This is a genomic window from Leifsonia aquatica (genome assembly GCF_014190775.1).
GTDB lineage: Bacteria > Actinomycetota > Actinomycetes > Actinomycetales > Microbacteriaceae > Leifsonia > Leifsonia aquatica.
Genome location: NZ_JACHVP010000004.1, coordinates 418,441 through 442,472, shown reverse-complemented (window position 1 = coordinate 442,472; position 24,032 = coordinate 418,441). Strand labels below are relative to the sequence as shown.

The window sequence follows — 24,032 nt, the reverse complement described above, 5'->3', positions numbered from 1 at the left end:
ATCGGTGGAACGGGTGCTGGTCAGCCCTGCTCGGCCTGACCCGGCTCCCCGGACTCAGCCGGCTCGCCCTCCTGGCCCTGCTCCCGCGGCTCCCAGCCCAGGTTGCGGGCCATCGTCTCGAGGGTGGCCAGGGTGGTGGCGTAGTCCTCGGGCGAGATGCCGTCGGCCAGAGCGCCGCGCACCTCCTGGACCCGCGCGAACGCGGCGTCGTGGGCGGCGCGGCCTTCGTCGGTCAGTGTGGCGCGGTCGCCGTCGAACCAGACCCAGCCGCGCTCGGTGAAGTCGGCGAGGATGCGCTCGATGCGCCCCGTGCGGCGGTCGCCGTCGCAGCGGCCGTGAGGGCCGCCGTGGCCGTGGTGTCCGTGGTGCGGACCGAAGCCGCGCCCGCCGCGGAAGCCGGCGTGACCGCCGAAGGGTCCGGCGAACGGGCCGCCGAACGCGGGTGCCGCCGCGGCTCCGCGCTGGAAACCACGCTCGAAGCCGCGCTCGAAGGCGGCCTCACGGTCGTGGTGGTCGTGGTGGTCGTGCCCGTGGTGGCCGGCGTCGCCGTCGTGACCGTGGTGCCCCTGGGCCTCCACGTGAGCGTCGGCGTGGTGGCGGTCGGGATGACCGCCTCCCGGGCCGAACGGCCGCTCGGCGTGCCAGGTCTCACGGCTGTAGGTCCAGGCGCCCTGCGAGCGCGGGGACGGGTACGGGTGGCGACCGCCGCGCTCACGCGGGTCGAAGCCGCCGCGACCGAAGCCCGCGCGGTCATGACCGCGCTCGCCGCGCTCGGGGCGCTCACCGTTCCCACCGCGCTCGGGGCCGCCGGTGTGGTCGTGGTCGCGGCCGAAGGCGCCGCGTCCATGTCCGTGGCCGCGTCCGTGCCCGTGGCCACGACGGCCGCGGGGGAGGCGGTCCGCGAGCTCGGCGGCGGTCGCCGGGCCCTCGGACAGGGAGTGGAGCAGGCGCCAGCCGCCGCGGCGGAGGCCCTGCTCGGCCAGCGCGTCGCGCATGCGATCGCGCAGCCGGCTCTCGATCTCGCCGAACCAGTATCCGGGCGGGGTCGAGGCAGGGGTGTTGTTCGAGTCGTCGATGTTCGTCATCGGGGACCCCTTCCTATTTGCATGTATCTTGACAAGTAAATGTATAGTTACATACATGGATGACGAGAGTCAAGCTGAGCAGGGTTCGCCGTCAGCGGACGTGGTGGCGCTGATCGAGAGCGCGCTGGTGGCGGTACGTCGCGATCAGTCGCGCCGCCGGCCTCCCGGGCCGTGGGGTGACGCTCCCTTCGGCCGCGGCGGTCCACACGCGTGGGGTCCCCGCGGCCCCTGGGGTGCGGGGGGAGGCGACGGCGGGCACGGGCAGGCCGGCCACGGTCACGCCGAGCACGATCATGGGTCCCACGAACATGGCGCCCACGAGCACCTCGCGCACGACCACGACCACCCGCCGTTCGGCGACTCCGCCCGCCCCGGCCCCGGTCGTCGCGGCCGCGACGGCAGCCTCGGCCGCATCGCGCGCATCCGGATGCTGGAGGCGCTCGAGACGGCGGAGGCCGCGGGCAGCCCGTTGTCGATCAGCTCGCTCGCGCAGGCGATCGGCGTCGATCAGCCGCGCGCGAGCCGGCTGGTCCAGGAGGGCGTCGAGCGCGGGCATGTGCGCCGGGTGCCCGACCCGTCGGACGCGCGCCGGGCGCTCATCCAGCTCACCGCGGCCGGACGCGCCCAGCTCGACGAGGTGCGCACGCATCGGCGCAGCGCCGTCGAGTCGGCGCTCGCGGAGTTCACGCCGGAGGAGGCGCGCACCTTCGCCGAGCTGTTCGACCGCTTCGTCCGCGCGTGGCCCCGCCCCTGAGTCGGGAAGGCGATCACCCGGCCGGCGCCTGACCCGTCTCGCAATCGCACGGCGGGTACTCGCCGCGCAGCACGGCCTCCGGAGCCGACGGGATCAGCAGCGAGCGTTGCAGTCGGCGGTTCCAGAACGGCTTCCGGCTCGTGATGCGCAGGCGGAGGCTCGAGTGCGTGAGCCAGCGTCCGGCCGCCCAGTGGGTCAGCGTGTTCTCGACGCGGTGCACGCGCCGGACGTACTCCTGGTCGGCCTCCACCCAGGCCGGGTCGACGAGCGCGGCCTCCCTGCCGAGCGTGTGCAGCCAGCCGTGGAGGATGTCGGCCTGCGCCTGCAGGAACACCTGCGAGTTGAACAGCCAGTTGCGCGCCCAGCCGGTCCGGAGCGGCTGCAGCAGCATCAGCTCGGCCGACCCGTCCGCCGTGCCGTCGACCGCGCGCACGCCGTAGCCGCGCGGTGTCGCGCCGTCGGGAGGGACGATCCCGTCGAAGGGCCGGCCGGCGTCGGCGGCGTCGCGCCCGATCCCGAAGATCGTCCGCAGATTGGCCGCCGCCCACGCGCGCCGCGCGGCGAGCACGGTCTCCGTGCGCGCCGAGCCGCGCACGAGCGTGCCGATCAGGATCCCGACCGCCAGCGCGATCACGCCGACGAGCACCACCACTCCGAGCGGGTATGTTGCGACCTCCGCCATGGGCTCAGGCTATGCGCTCGCGCCTCCGGGCCGAATGGTCGATTTCGCCGGCTCAGCCGGGGTGCGCCGTGCGCGGCGCCTTGACCGGGATCAGCAGCCCGAGCCCGATCGCGAGCACCAGCACGATGCCGAGGATGCCCCAGTACTGCGCGCCGCCGACGGCGACGAAGGTCGCGAACAGCAGCGGCGCCAGGAACGACACCGCGCGGCCGGTCGTCGCGTAGAGGCCGAAGACCTCCCCTTCGCGGCCGACCGGGGTGACCCGGGTGAGGAACGTGCGGCTGGCCGACTGCGCGGGCCCGACGAAGAGGCAGAGCACGAGGCCGCCGACCCAGAACGCGGTCGCGCCGCCGTCGTGCAGGAAGAACACGGCGAGCCCGGCGACCACGAGGCCGACCAGCGCGGTGACGATGACCGGCTTCGGCCCGTACCGGTCGTCGAAGCGCCCGGAGATGAGGGTGCTGACGCCGGCGACGACGTTGGCGGCGATCGCGAAGATGATCACCTGGCCGCTGGAGAAGCCGAAGGTGCCCTGGGCCAGGATGCCCCCGAAGGTGAACACGCCGACGAGCCCGTCCCGGAAGAGGGCCGAGGCGATCAGGAACAGGACGGTGTTGCGGCTCTCCTTCCACAGCCTCCCGATGTCGCGCACGAGCACGGCGTAGGAGGCGAAGAAGCCGACCCGCGGGGTGCGGGCGTTCTTCGCCATCTCGGGCACCGAGATCAGCACGGGGAGCGAGAAGACGAGCGTCCACAGCGCGGCGATGAGCGCGATGATGCGGATGTTCAGCCCGGCGTCCTGGCTGGCGTGCAGGAAGCCGCCGGTGCCGTCCGGGTTGTCGGTCACCAGGCCGAAGTACACGATGAGGAGCAGCACGATGCCGCCGAGGTAACCCGCTCCCCACCCGAAGCCGCTCACCCGGCCGACGGTCTTCGGCGTCGAGACCTGCACCAGCATCGCGTTGTAGTTGACGGTGGCGATCTCGTAGAAGACCGTCCCGATCGCGACGAGGGCGACGCCGAGCAGGAAGTACGACGGCTCGCCGACGACGAGGAACATGAGCGCCGTCACGACCACCACGACGCCGGTGTTGATCCCGAGCCACAGCTTGCGGCGGCCCGAGCCGTCGGTCCGCTGGCCCAGCACCGGCGCGAGGAGCGCGACGACGATGCCCGCGATGGCGAGGCCCCAGCCGAGCCCGCTGGAGAGCGGTGCTTCGGCGGCGGTCACGGCGGCGTGGGCGGGACCCTTCAGGTCGGTCTCGGCGTCGCGCGCCGCGACCAGGGCGGGGTCGACGAAGAGACTGCCGGTCAGGTACACCGTGAACACGAAGGTCGTGATGACCGCGTTGAAGGCGGCTCCGCCCCAGTCCCAGAGCGCCCACGACACAACCCAGCGGCGCGGGATGCGGCGCTCGGTCGAGCTGTCGGAGAAGAGCGGGCTCGCCGACGTCAGCAGGGCATCAGTCGACGTGGTGGGGCGTTTGGTGTTCGCGTCGCCGTCGCCGCTCGCACCGCCGCCTCCCGGGAGGTCGCGTGTCATGCCCACAGCGTAGGGGCTGGCGGGGAACAGGCGGTGAACTGGCGCGGCGCGCTCACTCCCGGGTCCCTCACGCCCAGAGCGTCAGCTTGTCCGGGTTGCGCATCATGCGGATGTCCGTGATGAGACCGTCGTGGACGCTCAGGGTGAGGATGCCGGTCACGGCGCCCTCCTGCCGCACCTCGAAGCCGAGCCCGTCGGTCGTCTCGATCGGTCGGATCACGGCGTCCGTGAACTTGGCGGCCAGGCCGAGGAGGAAGCGCGCCGCGTTCTCGGCGCCCTGGACGGGCCGGCGGGCCGAGCTCACCCGGCCGCCGCCGTCCGCCACCAGCACGACCGCGGGATCGAGCACCGCCACGAGCGCGGCGAGGTCGCCTCCCGCCGCCGCGGCACCGAAGGCCTGCACGACCCGGTCGTGCTCGGCGCGCGGGACCGCCCGCTCCCGGCGCTCCTGCACCCGGCGCCGGGCGGAGGTCGCCAGCTGGCGGCAGGCCGCGGGGGAGCGGCCCACGATCCCGGCGATCTCGTCGAAGGGGAGCGCGAACACGTCGTGCAGCACGAACGCCACGCGCTCCGCGGGCGTCATGGCCTCGAGCACGACGAGCAACGCGGTGCTCACCGACTCGTCGAGCGTCACACGGTCGAGCGGGTCGGCGGAGGCGTGCGCATCCCCGAGCGTCCCGAAGGTCGACGTCGGCACCGGCTCCGGCAGCCACGGGCCGACGTAGCTCTCGCGTCGCACCCGTGCCGATCCGAGCACGTCGAGGCAGATCCGGCTCGCCACCCGGGTCAGCCACGCGCGCGGCGACTCGATCGCATCGCGCTCGTCGGGGGTGAGCCGGTACCAGCGCGCGTACGTCTCCTGCACCGCGTCCTCCGCCTCCGCCACCGTGCCGAGCATCCGGTACCCGAGTGCCAGCAGGTGCCGCCGCTCGGCGATCACCTCCGCGTCCACGTCCATGCGCGCCTCCTCTACGTCTATTAAGACGGATCGGGAGGTGCGGATGTGAGGCCGCACCTCACATCCACGCACGCTGCGTCGTCCTGGACGGTATGGACAACACACCTCTGCGCCGCACCCTGCTCGGTGTCGGCGCCGCGCTCGCCGCGTACGTCGGCGGGTGGGCGTTCGCCGCGCCCGACGCCTTCTACCGTTCGTTCCCCGGTTTCGGGCTGCACTGGATCGACATCGACGGCCCGTACAACGAACACCTGATCCGCGACGTCGGCGCCCTCTACCTGGGCCTCGGCGTCGCGAGCATCGCGGCGGCGCTCAGCCGGTCGGCAGCGCCCGGCCGGGTCGTGGGGCTCGCGTGGGCCGCGTTCGGCGTGCTGCACTTCGGCTACCACGCGCTGCACCCCGAAGGGTCGACAGGGGACCAGATCCTCGCGCTGGTCTCGCTCGGCCTGAGCGCACTGCTGGGCCTCGTGCTGATCCTCCCGCTGCGCGGCCGCGCCGAGGCGGTGACGCGATGAGGGTCGCCGTCGCGGGAGGGACGGGCGTGGTCGGCCGGCACGTGGTGGCCGCCCTCGAGGCGGGCGGCCACGAGGCCGTCGTGCTCAGCCGCTCGCGCGGCGTGGACGTGCGCGACGCGGACGGGGTCGCCGCCGCGATCGAAGGATGCGCGGCGCTGGTCGACGTGACGAGCGTGCAGACCACCTCGGGTCGCGTGTCGCGGGAGTTCTTCGGCGGGGTCACCCGCTCCCTGCTCGCCGCCGAACGCAGCGCGGGCGTGCCGCACCACGTCGCGCTGTCGATCGTGGGGGCGGTGGCGGCGCCGTCCGCCTATTACGCGGGGAAGGCGCTGCAGGAGCAGCTGGTCCAGGAGTCCGGCACGGGATGGAGCATCCTGCGCGCGACGCAGTTCCACGAGTTCGCCGCGCAGCTCCTCGGCGACGGTGAGAAGCGGTTCCACCTCGTGCCCGCGATGCGCTCGCAGCCGATCGCCGCGGCCGAGGTCGGTGAGGCGCTCGCCGCGATCGCGGTCGGAGAGCCGCGCGGGCTCGACCGCGATCTGGCGGGGCCGCTGGTCGAGGACATGCCCGACCTCGTCCGCCGCTACCTCGCCGCGACCGGGCGGGGCGGCCGGGTGATCACCGTGCCGCTGCCCGGTCGCTGGGGCCGTGCGCTCCGCGATGGCACCATCCTCGGCGGCCCGGACGCGCGCCTCGGCCGGCAGACCTTCGCCGAGTGGCTGGAGGCGCGCTAGGCCGGGATCGCCCTAGACCGGGATCGCGCTAGACCTGGATCGGCAGGGTGTACTGCTGCATCCCGCCGCCGTCGCCGCGCACCTGGCGGTGGATGTCCTCCATCGTCACGTCGAGCTGACCTGCGGTGCCGGCGGCGGCGGTGAGGTCGCGCAGCAGGTGCTCCGGGATCTCGCCGTCGTACTTGTAGTAGATCTTGTGCTCGAGGCTCGCCCAGAAGTCCATCGCGACCGTGCGGAGCTGGATCTCGACCGGCACGTGCACCGGGCCGGCGCTGAGGAAGACGGGGACCTCCACGATCACGTGCAGGCTCTTGTAGCCGTTGGGCTTGGGGTGCGCGATGTAGTCCTTCACGCGGAGCACGCGCACGTCCTCCTGGGCGACGAGCAGCTCGAACACGCTGTACACGTCGGAGACGAACGAGCACACGATGCGCACCCCGGCGATGTCGGTGATCGCGTCGCGGATCGCCTCGAACGACGGCTCGCAGTTCTTGCGCACGACCTTCTGCTCGATGCTCTCGGCCGACTTCAGCCGGCTCGAGATGTGCTCGATCGGGTTGTACTCGTGCAGCTCCGCGAACTCCTCGCGCAGGATGGACACCTTGGTCGAGATCTCATCGATGCCGAACTTGTACGGCATGATGAACCGCGCGAAATCGTCTCGGAACGCCTGCACTTCGCTCAGTGTCGCGGGGTCGATGCTCTGCAGCGCCTCGATGGCGCGCGACGACAGCAGCGGCCCTCCGTGCTCCCCGGCGAGAGCAGGGGTGTCGGCGTCGGCAGGGGCTGGGTCCATGCCTCCACGCTATCGACGGTGGTTGTGCGAAAAGTGTGAATCGGGGAGGGCGGCGGAGGCCCCCGGGCTACCCAAACCCGCGCGCCCTGTGCTCTCATGTGCGCATGACCGGCGGCTCCGACGCCTCGGCGCCTTTCAATGCTCGGCTCGCCATCCTGCTCGCGATGGCGATGTTCGTGCTCGTGGTGGACACCTCCCTGATGAACGTGTCCATCTCCGCCGTGGTGCGCGATCTCGGGACGACGGTCAGCGGGGTGCAGGGCGCGATCGCGCTGGAGGCACTGGTTTCGGCCGCGTTCATCCTGATCGGCGGCAAGACGGGCGACCTGATCGGGCGCAAGCTCGCGTACGTCCTCGGGCTGCTCGGCTACGCGGCGGGCGCGATCGCGATGACCCTCGCGCGCGACCTCACCGCCGTCATCATCTTCTGGGCGATCATCGGCGGGATCGGCGCCTCACTCCTCCTGCCCGCCATGCAATCGCTCATCCACGGCAACTTCGCCGGCGATCACCAGAAGCGGGTCTACGCGCTGGTCGGGGCGTCCGCGGCGATCGCCGCCGCGGTCGGGCCGCTGCTCGGCGGGTTCATCACGACCTTCCTCTCCTGGCGGGTCGGGTTCCTGCTCGAAGCCGTGATCATCGCGGTGGTGCTCGCCGGAATCGGGCTGGTGAAGGACGTCCCGTACGCGGGGTCGCGGTCGATCGACCTGTTCGGGGCGCTGCTCTCCGTGATCGGGATGGGCGGCATCGTCACCGGGATCCTGGTCTGGCAGGAGGGCGGCGACCGGGTGCTGGCGCTCATCCTGCTCGGTGCGGCGGCGCTCGCCGGGCTGGTCTTCTGGCTGCGCTGGCGCAGCAGGCGCGAGAAGGCCGTCCTCCTGGACCCCGCGCTGTTCCGGTCGAGGCTGTTCCAGGCCGGAGCGTCCGGGCAGCTGCTGCAGCAGATCGCCCTCGGCGGCACCATGATCGCGCTGCCGATCTACTTGCAGATGGTGCTCGAGTACAACGCGCTCTGGGCGGGCCTCTCGATCGCGCCGCTCTCCCTGAGCATGTTCGCCGTCGCGCTCCTGGCCGGGCGCGGGCTGAAGCGACGACCGGCGACGCTCATCCTCTGGGGGTTCGCGCTGGTCGTCGTCGGGATCGCCGTCGTCATCCTGCTCGTGCCGATCGCCACCTCGGGCTGGTACCTCACGCTGCCGCTCATCGTCTCCGGCTGCGGGCTGGGGCTGCTGGTCTCGCAGCTCAACAACTACACGCTCTCGCCGATCTCGGACGAGCGCGTCAGCGAGGCCGCCGGGGTCAACTCCGCCGCCGGCTCCTTCGGGCTGTCGTTCGGCCTGGCGTTCGCGGGGGCGATCATGCTCTCGACGCTGGCCGCGACCTTCGGGTCGATGACGCAGGCGAGCACCATCCTCCCGTCGGACGACAAGCAGCAGATCGCCGCCGTGCTCGAGGAGGACGCCCAGCTGATGTCGAACACGAGCCTCGCCGAGCTGCTCGCGGGCGAGCCGGAATCGGTGCGGGAGGAGGTCGTCCGCATCAACACCGAGGCGCGTCCCCTCGCCCTGCAGATCGCCCTGCTCGTGCCGCTCGTGGCCGGGCTGCTCGGGGTCGCCAATGCTCTGCGGATGCGGCGGCTGCCCGATCCGAAACCGTCCAACGAATCCTCCGAAACCGGAATACTGTGACCCTCCTGAAAGTTGAGTCATGTGTACTCAAGTTTTGGGTCTCCCGCTTGACACCGTTCCACCCCGGGTGGCAGTGTTGAGTCGTCGGGGCTCAACTCTCGACCCAAGATTTTCACCGGCCAGCGAATACGCAGACCAGCAACAAAGGAGAGAAAGCACATATGTCACGTGCAGTAGGTATCGACCTCGGAACCACCAACTCCGTCGTCTCGGTGCTCGAGGGCGGCGAGCCCACGGTCATCGCCAACGCGGAAGGCTTCCGCACCACCCCGTCCGTCGTGGCGTTCACCAAGGACGGCGAGGTGCTCGTCGGCGAGACCGCGAAGCGCCAGGCGGTCACCAACGTCGACCGCACCATCTCGTCCGTCAAGCGCCACATGGGCACCACCTGGACCCAGGAGATCGACGGCAAGAAGTACACCGCCCAGGAGATCTCGGCCCGCATCCTGCAGAAGCTGAAGCGCGACGCGGAGCAGTACCTCGGCGACACCGTCACCGACGCGGTCATCACGGTCCCGGCCTACTTCAACGACGCCGAGCGTCAGGCCACCAAGGAGGCCGGTGAGATCGCGGGCCTCAACGTGCTCCGCATCATCAACGAGCCCACCGCCGCCGCACTCGCGTACGGCCTCGACAAGGGCAAGGAGGACGAGCTCATCCTCGTCTTCGACCTCGGTGGTGGAACCTTCGACGTCTCCCTCCTCGAGGTGGGCAAGGACGACGATTTCTCGACCATCCAGGTCCGCTCGACCGCCGGCGACAACCGCCTCGGCGGCGACGACTGGGACCAGCGCGTCGTGGACTGGCTGATCAAGAAGTTCAAGGACACCACCGGTGTCGACGTCTCGGGCGACAAGATCGCGAAGCAGCGCCTCAAGGAGGCTGCCGAGCAGGCCAAGAAGGAGCTGTCGTCGAGCATGTCGACCAGCATCCAGCTGCCCTACCTCTCGCTCACCGAGAACGGTCCGGCCAACCTCGACGAGACGCTCACCCGCGCCCAGTTCGAGCAGATGACCAGCGACCTCCTCGACCGCACCAAGAAGCCGTTCCAGGACGTCATCCGTGAGGCCGGCATCAAGGTCGGCGACATCGCGCACGTCGTGCTCGTCGGCGGTTCGACCCGTATGCCGGCCGTCTCCGAGCTCGTGAAGCAGGAGACCGGCAAGGAGCCCAACAAGGGCGTCAACCCGGACGAGGTCGTCGCCGTCGGCGCCGCGCTGCAGGCCGGTGTCCTCAAGGGCGAGCGCAAGGACGTCCTCCTCATCGACGTCACCCCGCTGTCCCTCGGCATCGAGACCAAGGGCGGGATCATGACCAAGCTCATCGAGCGCAACACGGCCATCCCCACCAAGCGCAGCGAGACCTTCACCACGGCCGACGACAACCAGCCGTCCGTCGCGATCCAGGTCTTCCAGGGCGAGCGCGAGTTCACGCGCGACAACAAGCCGCTCGGCACCTTCGAGCTCACCGGCATCGCCCCGGCCCCCCGCGGCATCCCGCAGGTCGAGGTCACCTTCGACATCGACGCCAACGGCATCGTGCACGTGTCCGCCAAGGACAAGGGCACCGGCAAGGAGCAGTCGATGACGATCACCGGCGGCTCGAGCCTGCCGAAGGACGACATCGAGCGCATGGTGCGCGAGGCCGAGGAGCACGCGGCGGAGGACAAGAAGCGCCGCGAGTCCGCCGAGACCCGCAACCAGGCCGAGCAGCTCGTCTACCAGATCGAGAAGCTCATCAAGGACAACGAGGACAAGCTCCCCGAGGACGTCAAGAACGAGGTCCAGGGCGACGTCGACGCGCTGAAGACGGCACTTGCCGGCGAGGACGACGAGGCCGTCAAGACCGCGTTCGAGAAGCTGAGCGCGAGCCAGCAGAAGCTCGGCGAGGCCATCTACTCCTCCAGCCAGGCCGACGCCGCGGCTCCCGAGGCGGACGCCCCTCAGGGCGAGCAGGCGGGTGAGTCCTCCGACGAGGACGTCATCGACGCCGAGGTCGTCGAGGACGAGGAGAAGAAGTAATCATGTCGGACCAGAACCCCGGCGCTCCGGGATCGGGCGAGCCCGACCCCGAGCGCGAGGAGCAGTCCGAGCACGACCTGTCGCACGAGGAGCTCGTCGACGTCGGCCCGGCCGCCGAGGAGGGTCCCGTCCTGTCGGACGACGACCTGGACGTCCTCTCCGGCCAGACCACGTCCGACGCGCTCGCGGCGGAGCGGCTCGCCGACCTCCAGCGGGTCACCGCGGAGTACGCGAACTACCGCAAGCGCACGGAGGCCAACCGCGAGGTCGAGCGCGAGCGCGCCGTGAGCGAGGCCGTCAAGGGCCTCATCCCGGTGCTCGACGACCTGGAGCGCGCCGAGAAGCACGGCGACCTCACCGAGGGCAGCGCGTTCGCGACCATCGCGGCCAAGCTGCGCACCAACGTCGAGCGGCTCGGCCTCACCCCCTACGGCGAGAAGGGCGAGCCCTTCGACCCGCAGATCCACGAGGCGATCTTCCAGCAGCCCACCCCGGGCGTGACGGTCGACACCGTCGCGGACGTCGTCGAGACCGGCTACCGCCTGGGCTCGACCACCGTCCGGGTGGCGAAGGTCGTCGTCGCGGTCCCGGCCTGATCGACCGGATGCACGGCACGGCGGAGCGGCGGGGCCACGGTCCCGCCGTTCCGGCCGCCCGCCGTGCGGACATCATGCAGACTTCATCCACGACCATCACGATCGAAAGGAGGCGCCGTGGCTAGCCAGGACTGGTTCGACAAGGACTTCTACAAGGTCCTCGGCGTCTCCAAGGACGTCAGCGAAGCGGACCTCAAGAAGACCTACCGCAAGCTCGCCCGCAAGTACCACCCGGACTCCAACCCCGGTGATGCCGCTGCCGAGGCGAAGTTCAAGGAGGTCAGCGAGGCCTACTCGGTGCTCAGCGACGCCGAGGAGCGCAAGGAGTACGACCAGATCCGCGCCATGGGAGGCGGAGCCCGCTTCACGGCTCCCGGCTCGGCCGGGCAGGGCGGCTTCGACGACGTCTTCGGCGGCATGTTCGGCGGCGCCGGCGGCCAGCAGCGCGGCTACACGTTCCAGCAGGGCGGCGGCCAGAATGGCGGCTTCGACGACGTGTTCGGCGGCCTCTTCGGCAACGGGCGCTTCGGCAGCTCGTCCGGCGGATACCGCGGATACGGAGGACCGACCCGCGGCCGCGACGTCACCGCGCACACCACCATCGACTTCCTCACCGCCACGCGCGGCGAGACCATCAGCCTCCAGTCGGCCGACGGCAAGCCCTTCAAGGTGAAGATTCCGGCCGGCGTCTCCGACGGCCAGAAGATCAAGCTGCGCGGCAAAGGGCAGCCCAGCCCGGACGGCGGCGAGCCCGGCGACATCGTCCTCACCGTCACCGTGCGCAAGCACCCCGTCTTCGAGCGCGACGGCCTCAACCTGCGCGTGACCGTCCCGGTCACCTTCGCGGAGGCGGCCCTCGGCGCCACCATCGAGGTCCCGACTCTCGGTGGCGACCCGGTCAAGCTCCGTGTCGCACCCGGTACCCCGAGCGGCCGCGTGCTGCGCGTGAAGGGCCGCGGCGTGGAGACGCCGAAGGGCACCGGCGATCTGCTCGCCGTCGTCCAGGTCGCCGTCCCGTCGCACCTCTCCGCCGAGGCCAAGGAGGCCCTGGAGGCGTTCGCCGCGAAGCTCCCCGACGAGAACCCGCGAGAGGACCTTCTCGCGAAGGCCAGAGGCTGACCATGGACGAGAACACCCCGGTCTTCGTCATCTCGATCGCGGCCGAGCTCGCCGGGATGCACCCGCAGACCCTCCGCCAGTACGACCGGCTGGGGCTCGTCAGCCCCAGCCGGACGGCCGGCAAGTCGCGCCGGTACTCCATGCGCGACGTGGAGAAGCTGCAGGAGATCGCGCGGCTCGGCGCCGAGGGCGTCAGCCTCGAGGGCATCCGCCGCATCATCGAGCTCGAAGACCAGGTGGGCTCGCTCAGCGCCCGCGTGCGCGAGCTGGAGTCGGCACTCGCCGACGAACTGCTCAACCGTCCGGGCCGCCGCGTCTTCGCCGCCGGCTCCGAGGGCGAGGTCGTCTCGCTGCGCGCCGGCACCCGCGTGCGCCGCAGCACGCAGCTGGTCGTGTGGCGGCCGCTGGAGCAGTAGGCGGCTTTCGATTTTTCGGCCGGTATCCGTTGAGGGTGCCGGCCTTTCGCTGCCCCTAGGGCGTCAAGACCGTTGTCCGAATCTAAAATTTACCGTATGGTCATAAATATCCGTACTACACACAATGGAGTGAGGGATTTCATGGCCACCAACAAAATGAGACGCGGCCGCCGACCACGCCGCCTCGCTTCGATGGGCGCTGCGATGGTGACGGCTGTCGGATTCGCGATGACGATGTCGGGCGGACCGGCCGTTGCTGCGGAAGGATCAGCGAACACGGTGCTACACCCGGCGCCGGTCGCCTCGGGAAGTGAGATCCAGACCGCCGCCTCGACGTACAACGATCTGGACATCGTCATGCTTTTCCTTGCAGGACGAGGGCGTATTGCCGATGCACATCCCGGTCTCGCCGAGAAGCTCGTGCCTGTCAAGGCACCGGAACAGCCTCAAGCCGCCTATGAGTCGGTCCTCGAGGCGCTTTACGAAGCGGACCCGGGGTTCCACGATTTGGTGACGATCCCACTTCAGTCCGGGGATCCCTTCGCTGTCGAAGCTGCAATTGTCCAGTTTCGGGCCGACATAGAATCTTTCGCTCCTGCTCAAGACACTGGAGCCGCGGTCGGACGCTGCGTAGTGGGGATCTGGTTCTTCATCGGAAGCGCTGTGGCGGTCGTGGTTGCAGCTGTGGTCGGAGCTGTAGCAGTTCCTGTCTATGCGGTCTACTACATGCCCGACAAGGACGCAAAAGACTTCGACCTCCAGGCATTCGCGGCGACGATAGCTCGAACGCTCTGAATCATGGTTACACGGGCCGACCGAAGCCGACTTCTCGGGTTCGGCCTAGCAACTTGTCTCCTCGCGCCGGCGTTCCTCGTGTCGGCCTACGCCGGTTGGCCGAGCAACGTCCTCAATCCGGAAGGCCGGGACAAAGTTCGTGAATATGTAGCGATGACCGTTCCGCAGGGCTGGGCGTTCTTCACCAAGTCTCCGGAGGAGTCCGAGATCGGTGTCTACGACGCTCGAACAGGCGAGACCCTCCTAGTGACTCCGCAGACACGAGTAGAGAACGCATTCGGGCTGTCGCGCAATCAGCGAGCTCAAGGTCCGGAGTTGGCGTTGATCGCATCGCAGATCACTGATTGGCACGAGTGTCCGATGGATCGCGAGATTTGTTTTAGCGAAGCGTCGGGCGCCGAGACCCAGAGCGTCGAAAACGATGCATTCGTGCGAACGATTTGCGGTGCGGCGTTTGTGACAGGCGAAAAACCGACACCGTGGGCGTATCGAGACTTCGACGGTGTGCAGCGATCGCAGATCCAACAGATCGCGCGCGTACACGTCAGTTGCGCGGAGCCGAAGAGGAAACCGTGATGACGACGCGCCTGATTAGACGCCTCTCCACCTTCGACTTTCGAACCCGATGGTTTGCGGTCGGCCGAACCGTAATCGCCATTGCGCAGTTGACCATACTGGCGTTCACATCTCCTGCGGCACTTCTCCAGCCAGTAGCCGGGCAAGGAGATGGACCTGCCTGTGAAAGCGTGAGAGTAGTCACGCTGTATTGCGTCGGCGGTGAAGCTGTATCGCAGGATTGGCGCCGATGGATCATGATTGCGGTCTTGCTCCTCGTCGTGAGCGGATGGCGACCGAGATGGACAGCGATTCCCCACGCCTGGGTGAGTCTCTCGATTGGCCTGAGCATCTCGCTGCCGGACGGCGGTGACCAGGTAGCGCGTATCGTCTGCCTGCTTCTTGTCCCACTCTGCCTGTCCGATGGTCGCAGATCCATCTGGTCACGAAGCCCGGAGCCACTGCATCCGTTCGCGGCGGGAGTATCCGCGGCCTTCTTGCTCGCGATCCGAATTCAGGTCGCCGTGGTCTATCTGAACAGTGCGATCGCGAAGTTCGGCACGGAGGCCTGGCTGAATGGTTCCGCCGAGTACTACTACGCGCGAAGTTCGATGTTCGGCGCCTCAGGCGTGGTCCGTGACGTGCTCGAGAACATCACCAGCGTTCCCATGCTAGTTGCTGCACTCTCGTGGGGAGCGATCGTAATAGAGCTCGCCATCGGGGTGAGCATCCTCGGTCACTACCGCTGGCGGCGATGGGCATTGACGCTCGACGTGATGCTCCACGTCTTCATCATCCTGTCGATCGGGCTGTGGAGTTTCGCGCTGATCATGATCGGCACCACAGCAATCGCGGCGGGCCCACAGACGCGGAGCGAGCGCGTTGTCGCGGCACGTGATTGGCGAAAGATAGCTGCCGCTTGCAATTCCCGCAGGACCCCGTCCGCGAGGGCGGTAGCCTCTGCGAGCGCGGGAGAACTCTCATGATATTGATGGCGCCCGTGATCATTGTCGTAGTCATCGCTGCCGATGTGGTCGTCGAGCTCGCTGCCAGAGGGAAGCTGCGGCGGAATTCGGTGGTGGGCATCAGAACTCACGAAGTTCGAAAGAACGCCGCGTCCTGGAAGCGAGGGCACGAAGCTGCCGTGTGGCCATCGCGTATCACGGTGCTGCTGGTGCTCCCTCTCGAGATCATTGCGCTCAGTGTGGATTCGGAGGCATCGTCGATGATCCTGCTTGCTGCAGGCGTTGCGCTGACCTTTTGTGGGACAGGCGCAGCTGCATACGCGGCAAGCCTGGCCGCGAAGAAGATCGAAGCCTGAAATCCGACTCGCGGGAGCTGCTTCCGCGATGGCGCGCTCCGTGGGGCGGCGACCCCGCCGACATTTGTGCCAAATGTCGGCTTTGGCGCGCACTTTCACGACATTTGGTCCAAATCTCGCAGGCGCTGTTACGTTTTCGTGCGCCGGATCGTCCCCCTCTCGTAGAGTGCGGACGAGAGGGGCACACGATGGACGAGAGCGCGACGAGCGAGGCCTTCGAAGCGCAGCGCGGCCGCCTGACCGGGCTGGCCGCACGCGTGCTGGGGTCGCGCACGGACGCCGAGGATGCGGTGCAGGAGGCGTGGCTCCGCCTCTCCCGGCAGGACCCGGACTCCATCGACAACCTCTCCGGCTGGTTGAGCACGGTCGTCGGCCGGGTCTGCCTCGACATGCTGCGCTCCCGTCGCGCCAAGGGCGAGACCCCGTGGGAGGAGCCGGGCCGCGAGTGGCTGGTCTCCGACGATGTCGACGATCCCGAAGACCGCGCCGAGCTCAGCGACACGATCGGTGTCGCCCTGCTGATGGTGTTGGAGTCCCTGACCCCGGACGAGCGGCTGGCGTTCATCCTCCACGACACCTTCGCGGTGCCGTTCGACGAGATCGCCCGCATCCTGGGCAAGTCGCCCGACGCGGCGAGGATGCTCGGCAGTCGTGCACGACGCAAAGTGCGGGGTGCGGAGCCCCCCAGCGATCGCCGCCGGCAACGGGAGGTCGTGGATGCGTTCCTCGCGGCGGCGCGCGAGGGTGACTTCGACGCCCTGCTGCGCGTGCTCGACCCGGACGTGGTGTGGCGAGTGCACACGCCGCGCGGGGTGACGGTGCGGCTCGGAGCGGATGAGCTCGCCCGGCACGCGGCGCTCGGCCGGCGGACCAAGACCGTCGCCCGCCGCGTCGACGTCGACGGCATGCCGGGCGTGATGGCGTGGCGGGAGGACGGCACGCCCCTGGCCGTCATGGCGTGCGTCGTCGTCGACGACCGGATCGTGCAGGTCGACTCGCTCCTCCGGCCCGAGCGGCAGGCAACGATAGCGGTTGCGCCCCCGGCTGTTACATCTGAGCCCGCGGATCCGTCTACCTGGTGAGTCCGATTGAAAAGGAGATCACCATGGGACCCAGATTCGACATGTACGCCGCAACGATCACGCCGAAGTTCGTCAAATACATCGTCTCGGCCAACCGTGTGGTGCGCCAGTCGACGCTGCCGCCGACGATCGAGGGCCTGGTCGACATCCGCGCCAGCCAGATCAACGGCTGCGGCGCCTGCCTCGACATGCACGTCAAGGAGGCCGTCCAGGCGGGGGAGACCCCGCTGCGGCTCAGTCTGATCGCCGCGTGGCGCGAGACGACCGTGTTCACCGACGCCGAGCGCGCCGCCCTGGAGCTCACCGAGCAGGGCACGCGCCTGGCCGACGGCAACGGTGTGGACGACGCGGTGTGGGAGGCGGCCGCCTCCCACTTCGACACCGAGCAGCTCGCGGCACTCGTCGCGCAGATCGCCCTCATCAACGCGTTCAACCGCATGAACGTGATGATCAAGATGCCGGGCGGCTCCTACGAGGTCGGGCAGCTCGACGAGGCGTAGGGCCCTCCGGAGGCGGGGATAGAGTCGAGGCCTGACCACGCAGAGTCTCGACCGGGGGGATCCAGATCATGTCCGAGCAGTCGCCGTTCCAGCCGATGTTCCCGACGCCGCCGCAGCAGCAGCAGTCGCCGCAGTCGCCGCAGCCGCAGGTGACGTACGCGCCGCCGCCGTCGGCCCCTCCCCAGCGCCGCTCCCCCGTCCTCGGCTCGGTCGCGCTCGGCATCGCGGCGTTCGGCCTGCTCGCCGGCCTCCTTGCGCAGGTGCTGCAGCGACAGTTCCTGCTGCAGACCCACTACTCCAGCGCGTCCTTCGCGCTGTTCTCCGGAGTCTCCGTCACGTTCGGCGTCGTGCTCGACCTGGTGGTCATCGCGATCGCGGTCGTCGCGCTGGTCGGGCGGCGCGGGACGATCCCGGCGGCGATCGCGCTCGGAGTGAGCGGCTCAGGCCTGATCTCCGTGCTCGGGAGCCTGCTCGTCAACGCCGTCATGTCGTTCTCGGGCTGACACCCTCCGCACATTTGGACCGAATGTCGACTTTAGGCGGCGCTTTCACGACATTCGGCACGAATGTCGGGAGGGTCAGAGCGATGCCGACCCGCCCTGGCCCACGTACAGCGTGTTGCGGAGCTCGTGCGACTCCTCCGCGGCGATGTCGCGGTCGATTCCGGCGCGCACCTCGCGCATGAGCTTGTGCAGCTCGGAGTGCTTGCCCGGCACCCGCGCGTGGCCGGTGCTGTCCCAGAGGTTCGAGACAGGGAGGCTGTCGCCGGCCTCGACCGCGAGCGTCCACTCCTCGGTGGTGGCGACTGCGGCGAACTCGGAGTCCATGGTGACCAGCACGCTGACGTGCAGGGCGTCCGCCGAGATGGAGCCCGCCGCGTTGACGAGGTCGAGGGTGCCGGTGGCGTCGGAGAGGAACTCCACGGTGAAGCCGAGCGCGTGCGCATCCCGGGCGGTGCCGGCGCAGCAGTGCTGCGTCATGAATCCCGCGATCGTGACCGTGTCGTAGCCGCCGGCGCGCAGCCACTCCTCGAGGTCGGTGCCGCGGAAGGCGGACACGTCGGTCTTGGTGACGAGGTGGTCCGGCGTGCGGTCGGCGACGGACTCGTGCAGGGCCGCGCCGTGCGAGCCACGGGCGAAGACCGGTGCGCCCTCGTCCTCGATGTGCTGCACGATCACGAGGGCGGCGCCGTGGTCGGCGGCCGCATCCATGGCGACCTCGATGTTCGGGATGGAGGTCATCAGATCCGGGTGGCAGATGGGGAGGTTGCCGTCGACGTATTCGTTCTGCACGTCGATCACGATCAGTGCGCGCTTCATGAGGGGACTCTATCCCCGGCAGCGCGGTCGCGCACCCGGAGTGATCGAATGCTTGACGCGTTTAAGCCCGAGCAATATGGTCTTGTTAATCGATTCGGGTTAATCGGTTAACAACACTGTAACGCCCGAGGCGGGACCCGCTGTTCAAAGGAGAAGACGGATGCCTCGACACCACAACCGCTCACGCCTCGCCGCCCTGCTGGCGGCGGCCGCCCTCGCCGTGACGGGCCTGGCGGCCTGCTCGTCGGAGGGAGGAGGAGGCGGCGACGTCACCCTCCAGTACGGCATCTGGGATCAGGTGCAGAAGCCCGCGATGCAGAAGATCGCGGACGCGTTCGAGAAGGAGAACCCCGGGGTCTCGGTGAAGATCCAGGTCACGCCGTTCTCGCAGTACTGGACGAAGCTGCAGACGGCCGTCACCGGCGGCAGCGCCCCGGACGTGTTCTGGATGAACGGTCCCAACAGCAAGCTCTACGCGTCGAACGGCGTGCTCGCTCCGCTCGACGGCGTCGACACGTCGAAGTACTCGGAGGGGCTGACCGACATCTACACCTACGGGGGAAAGCTCTACGGCGTCCCCAAGGACTTCGACACGATCGGGGTCTGGTACGACAAGGCCCTCTTCGACGCGGCCGGCGTCGCGTACCCGAAGGCGGGCTGGACCTGGGACGACTACCTGGCCACCGCGAAGGCGCTCACGAACCCCGAGGCCGGTGTCTGGGGTTCGGCCGCAGCGCTCAACGACCAGCAGAACTACTACAACACCATCGCGCAGGCCGGTGGATATGTGATCGACGACGACGGGACGAAGACCGGCTACGGCGAGCCCGAGGCCCTCGAGGGCATCCGATTCTGGGTCGACCAGATCACGGACGGCGTCTCGCCCACCCAGCAGCAGATGACCGACACCCCGCCGGAGGACGCCTTCCTCTCGGGCAAGGTCGCGATGTACTGGTCCGGCTCGTGGAGCGCCAACAAGTTCGGGCAGGACGCCTCGATCAAGGACCACGTGGGCGTCGCACCGCTCCCGACCGGCCCGACGGGCGACCAGTCGGTGGTGCACGGCCTGGCGAACGTCGCGAACGCGAAGTCGCCGCACCTGGACGCCGCGAAGAAGTTCGCCGCCTTCGCGTCCGGCAAGGAGGCCGCCGGGATCCAGGCGAGCAGCGGCGCCGTCATCCCCGCCTACGAGGGGACCCAGCAGGACTGGATCGACTCGTACCCGTCGTTCGACCTCAGCGTCTTCACGGACGCGCTCGACACGGCCGTGCCGTACCCCGCCTCCATCAACACCGCGGCGTGGGTGACCGTCCAGGACCAGACGCTGTCGCAGGTGTGGGCGCTGAGCATCACGCCCGAGGAAGGGCTCGCGACGCTGGCCGAGAAGATGCAGGCCTCGCTCGACAAGGAAAAGAAGTAGCCGGTGACCGCGACGACCGCTCTCCGTCGCCGGCGCGGACCCTTCGCCTCGCCGTGGTGGGCGCTGCTCTTCATCGGGCCGACCGCGCTCGGGCTCCTGGTCTTCTACCTCTGGCCGACGGTCCGCACGTTCATCCTCTCGTTCACCCAGTCGGGGCCGTTCGGCGGGTCGGCGTTCGCCGGCCTGGAGAACTACGCACGACTCGCGGAGGACCCGGCACTCGGCCGGGCCCTGATCAACACCGCGATCTACATGCTGATCGCGCTGGTCGGCATCCCGCTGGCCGTGGCCATCGCCGCCCTGCTCAACACGGCGGGGCTGAAGGGGAGGAGCGTCTACCGGATGCTGTACTTCCTGCCGGTGGTCACGATGCCGGCGGCGATCGCCCTGGTATGGAAGATGCTCTACAACGGCGACTACGGCATCCTCAACCAGGCGCTGCACGTGGTCGGCATCCAGGGCGGCAGCTGGCTGACCAACCCCGCGACCGCCCTGTACGCGGTGGCGCTGGTGGGCATCTGGGCGGGGCTGGGCACGAACATCGTGATCTTCCTCGCCGGTCTGCAGGGCATCCCGGACACGCTGATGGAGGCGGCGTCGCTCGACGGCGCCGGACCGATCCGGAAGTTCTTCTCGATCACGGTGCCGATGCTCAGCCCGAGCATCTTCTTCGTGAGCGTTATCAACGTGATCGGGTCGCTGCAGGTCTTCGACCTCGTGTACCTGATGATCGGGCGCACGAACCCGGCCCTGCCGGACACCCGCACGATCGTCTACCTCTTCTACCAGGCCGGGTTCATCGACAACGACCGTGGCTACGCGGCGGCGATCGCGTTCCTGCTGCTGATCATCATCCTGGGGCTGACAATCGTGCAGTTCCGGCTCCAGAAGAAGTGGGTGCACTATGAATGACGTCAAGCGGCGTCAGCCGTGGCTGGTGCACGGGCTGCTCGTGCTCGGCGCCGTCGTGATGGTCTTTCCGTTCGTGTGGCAGGTGCTGACCGCGTTCAAGACCTTCACCGGCTCGGTGCAGGTGCCGCCGCAGCTGCTGCCGAGCCCGTGGGAGTTCGGCAACTTCGCGAAGATCTTCGACTCGATGCCGTTCGTGCTGATGTTCGTCAACTCGGTGGTGCTCACGCTCGGGAGGACGCTCGGCCAGGTCGTGCTGTGCACGATGGCCGGGTACGGGTTCGCGCGCATCCCGTTCCGGGGCAGGAACGCGCTGTTCGTGCTGTTCCTCTCGGTGCTGATGGTGCCGTCGCAGCTGTACCTGCTGCCGCAGTACGAGATCATCCAGTCCCTGGGCTGGCTCAACTCGTTGCAGGGCCTCATCCTCCCCGGCCTGTTCAGCGCGTTCGGCACCTTCCTGATGCGGCAGTTCTTCCTGTCGATGCCGGCCGAGCTGGAGGAGGCGGCGCGCATCGACGGCGCGAACGTCTGGCAGATCTTCTGGCGGATCATGCTCCCGCTCGCGAAGCCGGGCATCATCGCGCTGACCGTCTTCACGGTGCTGTGGTCGTGGAACGATCTGCTCTGGCCGCTCGTGGTGACGACCGATCCGAGCAGGATGCCGCTGTCCGTCGGGCTGTCCCAGCTGGTCGGCCTGCACGGCACCGACTATCCCGTGCTGATGGCGGGTGCGCTGCTCGCCGCCCTGCCGATGCTGGTCACCTTCCTCTTCCTCCAGAAGCAGTTCATCCAGGGGATAGCCTTCTCGGGATCGAAGGGATGAGTTCTCGGTATGGCGGAGCAGGCGAAGCGGGAGCCCGGGCGTCCCACGATGAAGGCGGTCGCCCAGGAGGCCGGGGTCTCGACGGCGACGGTGTCGTACGTGCTCTCCGGTCGCTCCGGCGGAGGGCCCGGGGTCAGCGAGGCGACGGTCGAGCGGGTGCGCGACGCGGTCGAGCGGCTCGGCTATCGGCCGAACACCTCGGCGCGTGCCGTGCGCACGGGCCGCACCGGGCTGGTCCACCTCTCGCTGCACATGCTGAGCGACCCCTGGTCGCTGGCGGTCGCGGCGGCGGTCAACGAGGCGGCGAACGAGCATCGGCTCACGACCATGATCCTGGCCGACGGCGACTGGTTCGCAGCGTCGGAGGCGCAACGGGCGGATGTGGTCTACATCGACGGTCTCGGTGCCGACCGGGTGGAGTCGCAGCGCAGGCTGGCGGCGCTGGTCGAGAGCGGGCAGCGGCTCGTGGTCTTCGACGAGCGGCTGGAGCCGGACGGCTTCGACGTCATCCGCTCGGACGCCATCCCGGGTTGCCGGCTGGCGGTCGCGCACCTGCTGGAGCGGCACACCGAGATCGGCTGCCTCACCACGAGACCGTCCTACGAGTCGACGGGGGAGTCGCGCTACTCGGTGTACCGCGACGCCCTGCTGCGGCGCGGCCTCCCGATCCGCGAGGACCGGGTCGCCTTCTTCGAGGACACCCAGGCCAGCGCCTTCAGCGCGGCCGTGGATCTGCTCTCGCGGGACGACCGTCCCACGGCGATCTACGCGACGACGGACTTCGCGGCGATCGCCGTCGAGATCGCGGCGCACCGGCTGGGCCTGCGGGTCCCGGAGGACGTGGCCGTGATCGGGGTCGGGAACACCCCCGACGCCGAGCTGGTCGAGCCGGGGCTCTCCACCGTCGGGCCGGCGGACTTCTACCGGCGGCAGGCGCGGATCATCGTGGACCGCGCGCTCGGTGCGGCCGCCGAACCGGGTGGTGGCGAGCTGCACACCTTCGAGTGGGACCTGTTCGTGCGCGCGTCGACGGCCGGCTGAGTCGGCGCCGCGCCCTCCCTTCTTTTCCTTCAGTACTTTCTTTCCCTTTGTCACGTGAGGAGTGTTCGTGGACGTCAGAATCGGTGTCGTCGGCTTCGGGTTGCGGGGTCATCTCGCTCGGGAGGCCCATCGGCCGGGAGGCGGATCGCGCGTCGTCGCGGTCTGCGATCTCAGCGCACGATCGCGGGCGGAGGCGGCGGAGGCCTTCCCCGACGCGCTCGTCACCGCGAGCCTGAGTGAACTGCTCGACGCCGGGGTGGACGCTGTGATGGTCCTCACCCCGGACGACCGTCACACGGAGGTGGCGGTCCCCGCCCTGGAGGCCGGCGTCGCCGTGTTCTGCGAGAAGCCGCTCGCGATCTCGATCGACGACTGCGACCGCATCCTGGAGGCGGCGTACCGCACGGGCTCGCGGCTCTACGTCGGCCACAACATGCGGCACATGCCGGTGATCACGCTGATGCGGCGGCTCATCGACGAGGGACGGATCGGGGAGGTCAAGGCCGTCTGGTGCCGCCACTTCGTCGGCAACGGCGGCGACTACTACTTCAAGGACTGGCACGCAGACCGCTCGAAGTCGGTGGGACTGCTGCTGCAGAAGGGCGCCCACGACATCGACGTCATCCACTGGCTCGGCGGGGGCTACTCGCGCCGGGTGCAGGCGATCGGTTCGCTGAGCGTCTACGGCGGCATCCAGGACCGGCGGGATCGGTCGGGCGAGCGCATGCACGACTGGTTCAGCCTCGACAACTGGCCGCCGGCCGCGGCGGAAGGGCTCAACCCGGTGGTCGATGTCGAGGACATCTCGCAGGTCAACCTCGTCCTCGAGGGCGGCGCGCTCGCCTCCTACCAGCAGTGCCATTTCACGCCCGACTACTGGCGCAACTACACCGTCATCGGGACGGAGGGGCGGCTGGAGAATTTCGGGGACGAGCCGGGCGCCGAAGTGCGCCTGTGGAACCGACGGCACGAGGGTGCGGCCCCGGGCGACGAGACGTTCATCGTCCCGGAGGCGGAGGGCGGCCACGGCGGTGCCGACCGGCTGCTGATCGACGAGTTCGTGACCTTCGTGCGCGAGGGAGGCGCGACCGTCACCTCCCCGGTCGCCGCCCGCAATGCGGTCGCCGCGGGAGTGGTCGCGACGGCCTCCCTCCGCGGCGACGGGGGCCTGCTGGCGGTGCCGGAACTGCGGCCGGAACTCCGCGCCTACTTCGACGGCGGGCAGGTGCGGAGGGACGGAGCTGCGCAGGATGAGGTGGTCTAGGCTGTCAGCGGCGAAACGCTCGTCCCTCCACGCTCACGAGGCCGGGGACGGGTGTTCGACTCCGCTTGACGCGCCCCACGAAGGACGTCGACGAGG

Annotated in this window: 26 protein-coding genes; 20 read left to right on the top strand and 6 right to left on the bottom strand. The window is 69.2% G+C overall.

Annotation, left to right across the window (positions count from 1 at the left end; translation table 11 throughout):
- Positions 1 to 20: 20 nt before the first annotated feature.
- The gene (locus FHX33_RS18100) at positions 21 to 1,085 is read right to left on the bottom strand and encodes a hypothetical protein (RefSeq protein ID WP_183428820.1); all 1,065 of its coding nucleotides are present in this window, start codon (positions 1,083 to 1,085) and stop codon (positions 21 to 23) included.
- Positions 1,086 to 1,140: 55 nt separating this feature from the next.
- Here FHX33_RS18100 and FHX33_RS18095 point away from each other — a divergent pair, with 55 nt between their 5' ends.
- Positions 1,141 to 1,839 (top strand): MarR family winged helix-turn-helix transcriptional regulator, encoded by a 699-nt coding sequence (locus FHX33_RS18095; protein WP_246397485.1) that lies wholly within the window; start codon positions 1,141 to 1,143, stop codon positions 1,837 to 1,839.
- A gap of 13 nt (positions 1,840 to 1,852) precedes the next feature.
- On the opposite strand, the gene FHX33_RS18090 is transcribed toward FHX33_RS18095, so the two are convergent.
- The 3 genes from FHX33_RS18090 to sigJ all read right to left on the bottom strand — a co-directional run bounded on the left by FHX33_RS18090 (position 1,853) and on the right by sigJ (position 5,022).
- A complete protein-coding gene (locus tag FHX33_RS18090) occupies positions 1,853 to 2,521 on the bottom strand; it encodes a hypothetical protein (protein ID WP_183428819.1) in 669 nt (222 codons plus the stop codon).
- 52 nt (positions 2,522 to 2,573) lie between these two features.
- Positions 2,574 to 4,064, bottom strand: coding sequence for an MFS transporter (locus FHX33_RS18085; RefSeq protein ID WP_021765209.1), 1,491 nt, complete (start codon positions 4,062 to 4,064; stop codon positions 2,574 to 2,576).
- Positions 4,065 to 4,131: 67 nt separating this feature from the next.
- Positions 4,132 to 5,022: an RNA polymerase sigma factor SigJ gene (sigJ, locus tag FHX33_RS18080; protein ID WP_183428818.1), complete on the bottom strand. Its 891-nt coding sequence runs from the start codon at positions 5,020 to 5,022 to the stop codon at positions 4,132 to 4,134.
- A 92-nt stretch (positions 5,023 to 5,114) separates the two neighbouring features.
- Between sigJ and FHX33_RS18075 the strand changes: the two genes are divergently transcribed.
- On the top strand, positions 5,115 to 5,537 hold the full coding sequence (locus FHX33_RS18075) for a hypothetical protein (protein ID WP_021758138.1): 423 nt from the start codon (positions 5,115 to 5,117) through the stop codon (positions 5,535 to 5,537).
- Positions 5,534 to 6,271 (top strand): SDR family oxidoreductase, encoded by a 738-nt coding sequence (locus FHX33_RS18070; protein ID WP_183428817.1) that lies wholly within the window; start codon positions 5,534 to 5,536, stop codon positions 6,269 to 6,271. The genes FHX33_RS18075 and FHX33_RS18070 overlap by 4 nt, the downstream gene beginning before the upstream one ends.
- Positions 6,272 to 6,299: 28 nt before the next feature.
- Here FHX33_RS18070 and FHX33_RS18065 read toward each other — a convergent pair whose 3' ends face one another.
- Positions 6,300 to 7,067, bottom strand: coding sequence for a GTP pyrophosphokinase (locus FHX33_RS18065; protein WP_021762565.1), 768 nt, complete (start codon positions 7,065 to 7,067; stop codon positions 6,300 to 6,302).
- A gap of 104 nt (positions 7,068 to 7,171) precedes the next feature.
- Here FHX33_RS18065 and FHX33_RS18060 point away from each other — a divergent pair, with 104 nt between their 5' ends.
- The 12 genes from FHX33_RS18060 (at position 7,172) to FHX33_RS18005 (ending at position 17,663) form a co-directional block, all read left to right on the top strand.
- Complete coding sequence (locus tag FHX33_RS18060) at positions 7,172 to 8,755, top strand: MFS transporter (RefSeq protein WP_021762564.1); 1,584 nt, start codon at positions 7,172 to 7,174, stop codon at positions 8,753 to 8,755.
- Positions 8,756 to 8,916: 161 nt separating this feature from the next.
- Complete coding sequence (gene dnaK, locus FHX33_RS18055; RefSeq protein WP_021762563.1) at positions 8,917 to 10,776, top strand: molecular chaperone DnaK; 1,860 nt, start codon at positions 8,917 to 8,919, stop codon at positions 10,774 to 10,776.
- A gap of 2 nt (positions 10,777 to 10,778) precedes the next feature.
- Complete coding sequence (locus FHX33_RS18050; protein ID WP_021762562.1) at positions 10,779 to 11,372, top strand: nucleotide exchange factor GrpE; 594 nt, start codon at positions 10,779 to 10,781, stop codon at positions 11,370 to 11,372.
- A gap of 117 nt (positions 11,373 to 11,489) precedes the next feature.
- Positions 11,490 to 12,491, top strand: coding sequence for a DnaJ C-terminal domain-containing protein (locus tag FHX33_RS18045; protein ID WP_021762561.1), 1,002 nt, complete (start codon positions 11,490 to 11,492; stop codon positions 12,489 to 12,491).
- A 2-nt stretch (positions 12,492 to 12,493) separates the two neighbouring features.
- Positions 12,494 to 12,907: a heat shock protein transcriptional repressor HspR gene (locus tag FHX33_RS18040; protein ID WP_021762560.1), complete on the top strand. Its 414-nt coding sequence runs from the start codon at positions 12,494 to 12,496 to the stop codon at positions 12,905 to 12,907.
- 141 nt (positions 12,908 to 13,048) lie between these two features.
- Positions 13,049 to 13,702 carry a sporulation delaying protein family toxin gene (locus FHX33_RS18035; protein ID WP_155828997.1) on the top strand — a complete coding sequence of 218 codons (654 nt, stop codon included), beginning with the start codon at positions 13,049 to 13,051 and terminating at the stop codon, positions 13,700 to 13,702.
- 3 nt (positions 13,703 to 13,705) lie between these two features.
- Positions 13,706 to 14,278, top strand: a complete 573-nt coding sequence (locus tag FHX33_RS18030; RefSeq protein ID WP_081703930.1) for an SdpA family antimicrobial peptide system protein — start codon at positions 13,706 to 13,708, stop codon at positions 14,276 to 14,278.
- A complete protein-coding gene (locus FHX33_RS18025; RefSeq protein ID WP_081703929.1) occupies positions 14,278 to 15,243 on the top strand; it encodes a sporulation-delaying protein SdpB family protein in 966 nt (321 codons plus the stop codon). The genes FHX33_RS18030 and FHX33_RS18025 overlap by 1 nt, the downstream gene beginning before the upstream one ends.
- Positions 15,244 to 15,248: 5 nt before the next feature.
- Complete coding sequence (locus FHX33_RS18020) at positions 15,249 to 15,578, top strand: SdpI family protein (protein WP_169730326.1); 330 nt, start codon at positions 15,249 to 15,251, stop codon at positions 15,576 to 15,578.
- A gap of 188 nt (positions 15,579 to 15,766) precedes the next feature.
- Positions 15,767 to 16,660 carry a sigma-70 family RNA polymerase sigma factor gene (locus tag FHX33_RS18015; RefSeq protein WP_183428816.1) on the top strand — a complete coding sequence of 298 codons (894 nt, stop codon included), beginning with the start codon at positions 15,767 to 15,769 and terminating at the stop codon, positions 16,658 to 16,660.
- 23 nt (positions 16,661 to 16,683) lie between these two features.
- Positions 16,684 to 17,160 carry a carboxymuconolactone decarboxylase family protein gene (locus tag FHX33_RS18010; protein ID WP_039921726.1) on the top strand — a complete coding sequence of 159 codons (477 nt, stop codon included), beginning with the start codon at positions 16,684 to 16,686 and terminating at the stop codon, positions 17,158 to 17,160.
- A 68-nt stretch (positions 17,161 to 17,228) separates the two neighbouring features.
- Positions 17,229 to 17,663 (top strand): hypothetical protein, encoded by a 435-nt coding sequence (locus tag FHX33_RS18005; RefSeq protein WP_021762379.1) that lies wholly within the window; start codon positions 17,229 to 17,231, stop codon positions 17,661 to 17,663.
- 75 nt (positions 17,664 to 17,738) lie between these two features.
- On the opposite strand, the gene FHX33_RS18000 is transcribed toward FHX33_RS18005, so the two are convergent.
- Positions 17,739 to 18,479 (bottom strand): cysteine hydrolase family protein, encoded by a 741-nt coding sequence (locus FHX33_RS18000; protein WP_021762378.1) that lies wholly within the window; start codon positions 18,477 to 18,479, stop codon positions 17,739 to 17,741.
- 160 nt (positions 18,480 to 18,639) lie between these two features.
- Between FHX33_RS18000 and FHX33_RS17995 the strand changes: the two genes are divergently transcribed.
- The 5 genes from FHX33_RS17995 (at position 18,640) to FHX33_RS17975 (ending at position 23,936) form a co-directional block, all read left to right on the top strand.
- On the top strand, positions 18,640 to 19,899 hold the full coding sequence (locus FHX33_RS17995) for an ABC transporter substrate-binding protein (RefSeq protein ID WP_021762377.1): 1,260 nt from the start codon (positions 18,640 to 18,642) through the stop codon (positions 19,897 to 19,899).
- 3 nt (positions 19,900 to 19,902) lie between these two features.
- On the top strand, positions 19,903 to 20,811 hold the full coding sequence (locus FHX33_RS17990; protein ID WP_021762376.1) for a carbohydrate ABC transporter permease: 909 nt from the start codon (positions 19,903 to 19,905) through the stop codon (positions 20,809 to 20,811).
- Positions 20,804 to 21,631 (top strand): carbohydrate ABC transporter permease, encoded by an 828-nt coding sequence (locus tag FHX33_RS17985; protein WP_021762375.1) that lies wholly within the window; start codon positions 20,804 to 20,806, stop codon positions 21,629 to 21,631. The genes FHX33_RS17990 and FHX33_RS17985 overlap by 8 nt, the downstream gene beginning before the upstream one ends.
- A 9-nt stretch (positions 21,632 to 21,640) precedes the next feature.
- Complete coding sequence (locus tag FHX33_RS17980; protein ID WP_021762374.1) at positions 21,641 to 22,672, top strand: LacI family DNA-binding transcriptional regulator; 1,032 nt, start codon at positions 21,641 to 21,643, stop codon at positions 22,670 to 22,672.
- Positions 22,673 to 22,739: 67 nt separating this feature from the next.
- Complete coding sequence (locus FHX33_RS17975; RefSeq protein ID WP_039921724.1) at positions 22,740 to 23,936, top strand: Gfo/Idh/MocA family protein; 1,197 nt, start codon at positions 22,740 to 22,742, stop codon at positions 23,934 to 23,936.
- Positions 23,937 to 24,032 lie beyond the last annotated feature (96 nt).